8 protein-coding genes are annotated in these 8,922 nt (G+C 65.0%); 1 reads left to right on the top strand and 7 read right to left on the bottom strand.

The features are described 5' to 3' along the window. Positions 1-19: 19 nt before the first annotated feature. The 7 genes from GKO32_RS21620 to GKO32_RS39890 all read right to left on the bottom strand — a co-directional run bounded on the left by GKO32_RS21620 (position 20) and on the right by GKO32_RS39890 (position 8,464). On the bottom strand, positions 20-967 hold the full coding sequence (locus GKO32_RS21620) for an NAD-dependent epimerase/dehydratase family protein (protein ID WP_154758708.1): 948 nt from the start codon (positions 965-967) through the stop codon (positions 20-22). Further along, positions 967-2,856, bottom strand: a complete 1,890-nt coding sequence (locus GKO32_RS21615; protein WP_154758707.1) for an SDR family NAD(P)-dependent oxidoreductase — start codon at positions 2,854-2,856, stop codon at positions 967-969. Before GKO32_RS21615 ends, GKO32_RS21620 begins: the two co-directional genes overlap by 1 nt. A 261-nt stretch (positions 2,857-3,117) precedes the next feature. After that, complete coding sequence (locus GKO32_RS21610) at positions 3,118-3,738, bottom strand: arsenate reductase/protein-tyrosine-phosphatase family protein (RefSeq protein WP_154758706.1); 621 nt, start codon at positions 3,736-3,738, stop codon at positions 3,118-3,120. Then, on the bottom strand, positions 3,735-4,790 hold the full coding sequence (locus GKO32_RS21605; protein ID WP_166459681.1) for an LCP family protein: 1,056 nt from the start codon (positions 4,788-4,790) through the stop codon (positions 3,735-3,737). The genes GKO32_RS21610 and GKO32_RS21605 overlap by 4 nt, the downstream gene beginning before the upstream one ends. Beyond that, positions 4,783-6,297 carry a tyrosine-protein kinase domain-containing protein gene (locus GKO32_RS21600; protein WP_154758704.1) on the bottom strand — a complete coding sequence of 505 codons (1,515 nt, stop codon included), beginning with the start codon at positions 6,295-6,297 and terminating at the stop codon, positions 4,783-4,785. Before GKO32_RS21600 ends, GKO32_RS21605 begins: the two co-directional genes overlap by 8 nt. A gap of 1,142 nt (positions 6,298-7,439) precedes the next feature. Further along, a complete protein-coding gene (locus GKO32_RS21595; protein WP_154758703.1) occupies positions 7,440-8,057 on the bottom strand; it encodes a NeuD/PglB/VioB family sugar acetyltransferase in 618 nt (205 codons plus the stop codon). A 281-nt stretch (positions 8,058-8,338) separates the two neighbouring features. Further along, the gene (locus GKO32_RS39890) at positions 8,339-8,464 is read right to left on the bottom strand and encodes a hypothetical protein (RefSeq protein ID WP_281353907.1); all 126 of its coding nucleotides are present in this window, start codon (positions 8,462-8,464) and stop codon (positions 8,339-8,341) included. Between the two features lie 59 nt (positions 8,465-8,523). Between GKO32_RS39890 and GKO32_RS21590 the strand changes: the two genes are divergently transcribed. After that, positions 8,524-8,880, top strand: coding sequence for a hypothetical protein (locus GKO32_RS21590; RefSeq protein ID WP_154758702.1), 357 nt, complete (start codon positions 8,524-8,526; stop codon positions 8,878-8,880). Positions 8,881-8,922 lie beyond the last annotated feature (42 nt).

Here is an 8,922-nt window from a genome sequence, read left to right as displayed (position 1 = left end):
GTGGTGGGGGAGGGGGCGGTCATGCGGGAACCTCCTGATCGAGCGCGGTGGTTTTGCTTTCCAGCCAGGAAACGGTCCGTTGCAGTCCGATGCGCAGGGGCACGGGATGGATGTCGGGAAAGAGTGAGCGAAGCGTGGCGGGGCAAGCCTGGGAATGGCGGACGTCGCCCCGGCGCGTCGGCTGGTGGCGCATCTCCAGCGAGCGACCGAGAGTTTCCTCGAAGATACGCACCAGGTCGTTGAGCGAGGTGCTGGTGCCGAACGCTAGATTGACTGGCGTCTCGTTAGTGGTCCGTTGACTCACGGCTGCTGCCAGTACTTGCACCACGGTGCCGACGAAGGTGAAGTCTCGGGTTTGCGTGCCGTCGCCGTGGATGGTCAGCGGTTCGCCACGCAAGGCCGCCGAGGCGAACCTCGGGATCACCGCGGCATAGTCGTGATCCGGCGACTGCAACGGCCCGAATACGTTGAAGAACCTGAACGCGATGCTTTCGAGTCCGAAGGAGGACTGGTAGGCGGCCGTATAGGATTCCGCCGCGAGCTTGCTTGCCGCGTAGGGGCTCGCGGGCCGGCACACCAGATCCTCCGTCTTCGGCAGCACGGGATCCCTTCCGTACACCGAACTCGAAGAAGCCACGATGACGTGGGCACCGGTTTCCCTGGCGACGTCGAGCACGGAAACCGTTCCCGTCACGTTGATGTCGTGGCTGCGCCGGGGCGCCTCGATCGACCTGGGCACCGAAGGCACGGCCGCCAGATGGACGATGGTCCCGACCCCGCGGCAGGCGCGCTCCACCTGCTCGGTGTCGTCTACCGAGCCGATCCTGACATCGACGTCGAGCCCGGTGAGGTTCTCGAGGCGGCCCGTGCTCAGGTCGTCCAGCACGATCACGTCATGCCGGTCGGCCAGAGCCCGACAGAGATTGGCACCAATGAATCCAGCACCGCCGGTGACGAGAATCTTCATCAGTGGCTTCCTTCCCATGCTGCGTTCATCGGCAGCGGAGTGGATCCAGGGTTCAGACCGACGGTGCTGCCGGGCGCCGGGTGTTCGGCGATGAGCACGGCCATCGCATGCGCGCAGCCGAGCTCTGACGCACGCGCGTGGACCGTCTCCGGTGCCAGCGGGGGGACGTCGATATGGGAAATGGCGGGGTGGATCGGCCGCCGTCCTTGCTCGCCGTCGCCGAAAAGCTCTTCGTGCACCTTCTCGCCCTTGCTGAGACCGGTGAACACGATTTCCGATTGTCTGCCGAAGACCGTCATCAGCATCTGGGCGAGGTCGGTGATGCGCGCGGGCTCTCCCATGTCGAGCACGAGCGCCTCGCCCGAAGAGCCGATGGCCGCCGCCTGGATCACCAGCTGCACGGCTTCGGGCGTCGTCATGAAGTACCGGGTGGCGTCGGGGTGAGTCACGGTCACCGGGCGGCCCGCCGCCAGTTGCTCGCTGAAGGTGGTCAGCACGGAGCCGCGGCTGCCGAGGACGTTGCCGAACCTGACCGACAGGTAGGTGCCGCCAGTCTTGCCCGCGGCGTCCGCGACGAGCCGCTCGCCGATGCGTTTGGATCGGCCCAGCACACTCGTCGGGTTGGCGGCCTTGTCGGTGGAGATGTTCACGAACCGGCTGACCCCGGCGAGCTGCGCCGCCTCGAGAACGGTGAGCGTACCCAGTACGTTGGTCTTCCACGCTTCCGTTGGATGACGCTCGAGCACCGACAGATGTTTGAGCGCAGCCGCGTGGAACACGACGTCGGGCCGTTGCTGCGTCAGTACCGTGCGGATGGTGTCGCGGTCCCGGATGTCCGCCAGAATCACTTCTGGCGAATCGAGGTGGGCCTGGGCGTGGATGGACAACTGCACGGCATGCAGCGCCGACTCGTCGCGGTCGAGCATCAGCACCTGCGCGGGGGCGAAACGGTGCAGCTGCCGGCAAAGCTCCGACCCGATCGAGCCACCGGCGCCGGTGACCAGCACTCGCGCGCCGGCAAGGTAGCCCGCGATCGAATCCACATCGGTGTTGACCTGTTGACGTCCCAACAGGTCCGCGAGGTCGAGGTCACGCAGGTCGTGTGCGTTCGCCCAAGGCCGGAGGAGATCATCCGGGGCGGGCAATGTCTTGAGTTCGAGTCCCGCGGTTCTGGCTCCGGTCAGGACAGCGCACATTCGCTCCGGATCGGGATCGGAGAGCGCGACCACCACCAACTGGGCCCCGGTCGCGTTCGCGACCGCCGTGAGGTCGCTGCCTGTTCCGCGCACCGCGACACCAGCGATCCGGCTGTGCCGATGCGCCGGATCGTCGTCGAGAACCGCGACCGGCAGTATTTCCCCTGCCGAACCGGACAGCATGGAACGGATGAGCTCCTGCCCGCGGTTTCCGGCGCCGTAAACGATGGCTCGCCGTGCGCGGGACCAGTCCGGCCGTGCTTTCCGCTCGGAGTGGATGCGAACAGCAAGGCGATGACCCAGCGCCAGCGCGAATGCGAGCGGCGCCGCGGTGAGCGCCACCGAGCGTGGCACGGGCGGAGGCGCCGAGACGAGGACGAAACCGAAGACGACCACGCCGGTGAAAGCGTTTACCCGCGCGACGGCGAGCGCCTCCTGGAGACTGCCGGCCTTGTGCCTGCCGAAGTAGAGCCAGGTTGTCACGCTCGCACTCCAGAGCACGGCGACCGCTACCGAGATTGTCCACAGTAGACTGTCGAGATTGATCTGGTGAAAGTCGAACTCGAACCGGAGCCAGGTCGCGACCGTCAGTCCGATTGCCCAGGCGAGGCCGTCGAAGAGCGCGACGGCGCCCGGCGCCAGCCAGCGTGAGCTGCCCGACCGCAATTCCCGTTCTGTCGAAATCGCTGCCATCAGCGTTGCACTCCCTCGGATCGGCACGCCATTTCGCGCACGATTCAGTCGCCCAGGCGCACCGCGGGGGAGTCACCACGTATTCGGGTGCTTGATATGCGCCGGTCAGGATCGTTCGCGAGATTCGATCAGACGCAAACGCCCCGGAGTTCGGGGTCCGGGAGACATCGGGGAGATGCTCAACCTCTGGTCTTCAACGCTAGCATTCGATCGGTTTCAATGGAACTTGTTTCACCGTATCGAGTCCCATTTTGACCATGCTTATCCCAGCTTCTCGTGAGGTGAACTCAAAAAATTGACAAAACTGCGCGCCGTCGCCGCGATGAATTTCACCGATGCCTGGCGCACGTGTGGTGGATGTGGCATCGGGTCGGGAATGTCGTCGATTTCGGCTGGTACATAACGACCAGCTCCGCGTTGTTGTCTAGCCAGCGTTGCAGCGGCTTGGGCTCGGGCAAGGGGATCGTCCGGAATGGACGGACCGCTGATCTCCCCAAGGAGACGAACGAATTCACGGAAACAAAATGCGGTCGCCAGTGCTGACGGTTCCAGCATGACGACGGCTCGACGGTGCTTTCTCTCCGCAGTGAGCACGAGATCGGCACGTGCCACCGTGGCCGCATCGAGCTTGCGCGTGCGAAATTCGCCGGCCGGCCTGTCCAGTCCGTATTCGGCGAGAATGGAAGCGCTACGGCAATCCATCTTCCGGCCCGCGACGGCATCGGTACCGGCGCTCGTGATCGTGAAACTGGCGGCGGCCGTACCCAGCTTTTCCTGCATAAGTTGCCGGCTAATTATCTCCGCGACGGGGGATCGGAACAGGTTGCCGGTGCAGACGAATAGAATCCGGAATTCCGGGCGCAGTCGTCGGCTTGCCGTCATCGTGTCGAATCGCCGAGCGCGGTCCCGGGATGGGCACGCAGGTATCCGTCGATGTCATCGGCCGCTATGCGCCGCCATAATTCGGTGTTGCGGTCCTGATCGAGGTAGACCACGGACTGGGTCCCCTCCCTGCCAAGACCGGATACCGGTGCCGTCAGGAAGGTAATCGCGTTCGCGCTCAGGTCCCGCGACTTCCAGCCGAGCGACCACAGGCTGCTGGTGGCCATGGTGTCGTCGACGGTAACCCATTGCGTGAGCTCGTCGAGGAATCGATACGTCTGCACCGGAGTCGCCAGAAACCCGTTGGCGGCGGCCTTACGTAGCAACGCGCGCAAGGCGTTCTGGTGGCGTTGAACCCGGTCGAGATCACCGGCCGGCAGCCCCTTGCGCTGGCGGACATAGCCCAGGGCCTCGGTGCCATTGAGGTGATTCGGCCCGGCATGCAGGACCTCGGCGCCGAACGTGGTCGTCGTGTCGACTGTGACGTCGATGCCGCCGACGGCGTCAGTGAGCGCCTGGAACCCGGCGAAGTCGATCACGGCGAAATGGTCGATCCGCTGGCCGGTCAAGCCCTCGACCGTGCGTACGAGCAGGGGTGGGCCCCCGAAGGAATAGCTTGCGTTGATTTTCGTCTTTCCGCGTCCCGGCACATCCACCCAGCTGTCGCGCGGAAGAGAGACCACCGTCGCGCCCCGGTGATCCGCGGCGACGTGCAGCACCATGATCACGTCACTGCGCTGGCCTCCAGGCTCCTGGCCGGAGGCGGTGGCAGCGGTGCCGGTGGTCGGCTCGTCGGCGAGCGAGTCGCTGCCGACCAGCAGAATGTTCAGCGCTGCTGTTGGTGGCGGCCGGTCCGCGTCGCTCATTCCGGAGAACACCCCGGGCAAGCGGCGAATCTGGCCGGCGAGGTGTTCAGTGGTCAGGTAGATCCCGGTCGCGGCGATGACCGCCAAGACAATCAAGAGCCCGGCGGCCACCTTGACGACCGATCTCAGCCGGTGCCGATGGGGCACCATTTCCTCCGAGTTCGCAGCCGTTGACTGTTCAGGCATGGCGGTCGACCCCATGGGGCATGGCCTCGACCGGGAGCCGGCCCGCGACCTGGTCGCCGTGGCGTCCGTTTTCGTGATGCGGCGACGCCCGGTGGGCGGGAGCTGCGGAAACGGCGTCCACGGCCATGGTGGCAGTGAGGTCGGTTTCCTCAGTCTGCGGTGCGGAGTAGTACTCGTAATACGAATTGGAGCCAGAATCCGGTGCCATGGTGAACACGGTGCCGAGCAACGGGACCGACACCGTGTCGAGGGCTGTCACCGCCGTCTTGATCTGGTGTTTGGAGGTCTTGCCGTACCGCGCCACCAGAAGCGCTCCGTCGCAGATGGTACCGAGCACGGCGGCGTCGGTGACGGGGAGCAGGGGCGGGGCGTCGAGCAACACCATGTCGTACCGGTCGCGCAGCTCGGCGAGCAGGCCGGCCATATGCCGAGATGCGAGCAGCTCGCTGGGATTGGGCGGGATCGGGCCGCTCGCCAGCACATCGAACGTCGACTTTCCCCACGGCTGCAGCGCCTTGTCCAGTGGCACCCGGCCGGAGAGCACACTGGTCACCCCGACCCCGCCTTCGAGGCCGAGGTAGTCCGTGGCCCGCGGCCGCCGCAGGTCCGATTCCACCAGCACGACCCGGTGCGCCGCCCTGGCGAGCACGATCGCCATATTGCACACGGTCGTCGTCTTGCCCTCTTCGGGAAGCGCACTGGTGATCACGATGGTCTTGCGTGGCTGGTCGACATCGATGAACTGCAGGTTCGTCCGGATCTTGCGGAAGGCCTCCGCGCGTGGCGATTGTGGACGGTCGTGCACAGTCAGTGGATGCTTCGGTACGTCCGGGTCGTGGGCGATGGTGCCCAGATTCGGTGCCATGGTGAGCCGGTGCAGTTCCTCGGTCGATTTCACGGTGGTATCCAGCACCTGGCGTAGCAGGGCGACGCAGTAGCCGGCCACGAGACCCAGTAGTGCGCCGAGGCCGAAATCGAGCATCGGCCGGGGGCTGGTCGGGGTCGTAGGCAGTGCCGCGGGCTCGACGACCCGCGCAGTCACCGCCGAAGGCAGGTTGACCCCGGGCTGTTGTTCGAGCTGGCTGACCATGCGGGTGAAGGCGTTTCCGGTGGCGTCGGCGATGTCCTTCGCGCGTTGCGGGGAAGTGTCCAGCGCCGATGCGGTGAGCAGGACGGTGTCCGGGAGTGCGGCGGCTTGGATCTTGCCGGCGACCTGTTCTGCCGGGAGGTCCAAGCCCAGCTGGGTGACCACGTCCTGGGCGACCCGGTTGCTGGTCAGCAGCCGGGTGTACGACTTCACCTTCTGTTCGGACAGCAGGCTGCCCTGGTACGCGGCGGCCGCGCCGTCGGCCCCGGTTTGGGCCGAAATGTAGATGGTGACCTGCGCCGAGTATTCGCGCGGGCTGGACCATACGATCGCGGCGGCACCGAGAACCCCGGCCAGCAGGCCGAAGAGGACGATCCGCCATCTTTTCCGTGCCACCCGCAGATAGTCGTGCAGGGCCACACTTCACCTCCGGCCATTCGGTCCACGATTTCCTCGGCTGGGACCTGGCCGGAATGAGCGCCCAAATCTTTACACAGATTCGTCGAAGTCCGGCACATGATCACCAGAAGGAGGGGATTGCGGCCAGAAGATTACGCTTCGTAATCACTTGCACGAGGTTGGTGCAATATCTTTTCCTGGGTCTTCGTTGGGTTATCCGGGGCGGTTGGCCTTTTTCTTGCCGTCGTCTTGGCAATTTATGCGGTGACCTGAATGAAATGCATCGTTCGGCGGCTGATCGGGTCACCCGACCTGGGTTGCACAAGGCACCTATGGTCTGGTTCCCCGGTTCAAAGACGAGAAAATCGACTCGATCAACCTGCTCATGGAGACTGATGCAGGAAGGCTGCAACGAAGCGGTAGGTGCAAAAGAAGGTTCTGGCGATATTGGCCCACATTATTGTTGCTGTCGGAAGTAGTTTTATTTCGGCTTCCCGGCCATCCACTGAAAGGGGCGGTAAGCTGTCACAGAGCGTGTTCAACATTGTGTCCAGTTACGACTGAGGGCAGGCGGCAGATCGTCGGCCACTACATGGTCTCGTGGGTGTCGCCCGGCCACGGTGACCACTTCGCGATGCTGACCGGCGTGATCTTCGCCCCGAACGCTCCGCGAAACCCGAGCACGGCGCACTCCGGAGCAGTCCACACGCTGACCGGGTGAGTCCGATCTGGTCCAGATCCCGTGATGACGACATTCGGCGGGTGGAGCGTCCAGCGCCACATCGCAAGCTCGCCCGGGCCCCGGACATCGTCGTGCGCAGGGACGAAGGCGATCGCGACGACGCGCTCAATGTGAGTCTCAGCTTCGCGGGTTGCCCGCGGTAGCCCTTCCTCGCAGCCCGGATCTCGGTGGCCCGGTTCCTCGTCTTTGCTGCGGAGCGCGCGATTCGACCGCGTACCCTTCGGGCGGTGTTTCCAGGTCCTTTCCGGTGCCGCGCCCCACGCCGCGGGCGGTTTCGCGCAAGGCGGGACCGGATGGATCGCAGGCGTGTCGATCCGGCTGACCGACGCGGCTGGCGGTCGATTTCGGCTGGTGGTTCACAGGCGGGGCATCCTCTACGGCTGCCGTTGCCACGGTGGCGGTCCTGACCGCCGAGCTGACTTCATCGGGCCGGTACCCCGACCAGGACGCGGTCGGCGGGATGGCTCTTGGTGACCACGGCACCCGCGCCGACAAAGGTTCTGGCACCCACGACGAGTCCTTGTAGGACACACGCGTTGCTGCCGATGGTGACGTCGTCCTCCAGCACGACGTTGCCCGCGACATTCGCCCCTGGCAGGACAGTGACGAACTCGTGGAGAACGGAGTCGTGCCCGATGGTCGCGTTGTACTGCACCTGCGTGTGTGCGGCCAACCGGGCGCGGGTGGATACGAAGGCATTTGCGAGTACCAGGCAACCGGCTGGGATTTGCACGTCGTGGGCGAGCGTCGCGCGTGGATGCACGACCGCGGTGGGAGCCAGCCCACGGTCGAGCATGCGCTGCGCAAGGCGACGCCGTACCGCGGGATCGGCCACCGCGACGACGAACAGGCCGCCGTCAGTGTCTTCGGGCCGGAGCACGGGTACCTCGTGGATCTCGGTTGCGGTGACATGATCGTCGACCAGGACCAGGTTGCCGGGCCGGCGACCGGCTGCGAACAACGCGTCGAGCACCTCGCGGCCCAAGCCACCGGCACCGACAATGTGGATGGGCGCCGGTCGGCTGGAATTGTGAGTCATGCCAGAGCGTACCTCTACAGGAAGTCGGTCTAATGGGGCTGGCGGCCACCGGAATCTTAGCTTGAAGTTTGACCTTTCTGGTCGGTTGCCGTGGTGACTGGTGTGTTCGTTTGGGTGGTCTTTCCGACGTGGCATACGTTGGCGCGGTTCTTGTTCCGTGAGCTGCGGGGACGGCCCGGGCCGGGGCGGGAGGGTTTCGGAACGCCCGCTGGAAGCGCCATGGTCGGTGACCAATCCACGGGCGAGCCGGAGCCGGGTGCCGGCGGCGATGATCAGCCAGGTCAATCGATCAGCCGCGCGCCGGGTGTGCGGATGCGAGGTTTGGTCCAGCCCGGGGTTTGTTCGAGGAACCGGAAGGTGCGCTCCAGATCGAAGCGGCGCAGGAATATCTGCCACAACCGGTCCACGACGGTGGTGGCGGTGCCGGAGAATCACAGCCCTGCTCGGTCAGGCCTACGGCGGCCATGTGACGTTGGCCAGCGTCGGTTCCGCTGGCACGGAGCCGAGTTCAAGTCAAAGATCCCGTTGGGCGTTCAATACGAAGCGGCCCGACGCAGAGAAGCCACCTGAAATCATGCGGGGGCTCAAGTGGGTGAGCGCGAACACAGTCCCGGTGTCTCGGCTCAATGACGAAGCGGTTCGGCGAGAAGTCCCGGAACAGATCTCACTCAAGCTCGACGGCAAACAGGCCGCAGCGAGGACGGTAAATCGCCAACGAGCGGTTCTCGACAACGCGCTCGACTACGCCGTCGAGCTGAAAGCGCTGACCGCGAACCGGGTTTCGAAAGTGGACTGCGCGGAAAATGGCTCGCGCGATCGATAAGCGCATTGTCATCAACCACGAGCAAGCGAAAAGCTGTTGGCC

This window comes from Amycolatopsis pithecellobii, assembly GCF_009707865.1.
Lineage (GTDB): Bacteria > Actinomycetota > Actinomycetes > Mycobacteriales > Pseudonocardiaceae > Amycolatopsis_E > Amycolatopsis_E pithecellobii.
Note: the sequence above shows the minus strand (reverse complement) of the source record. Positions and strands in the feature narration are given on the sequence as shown.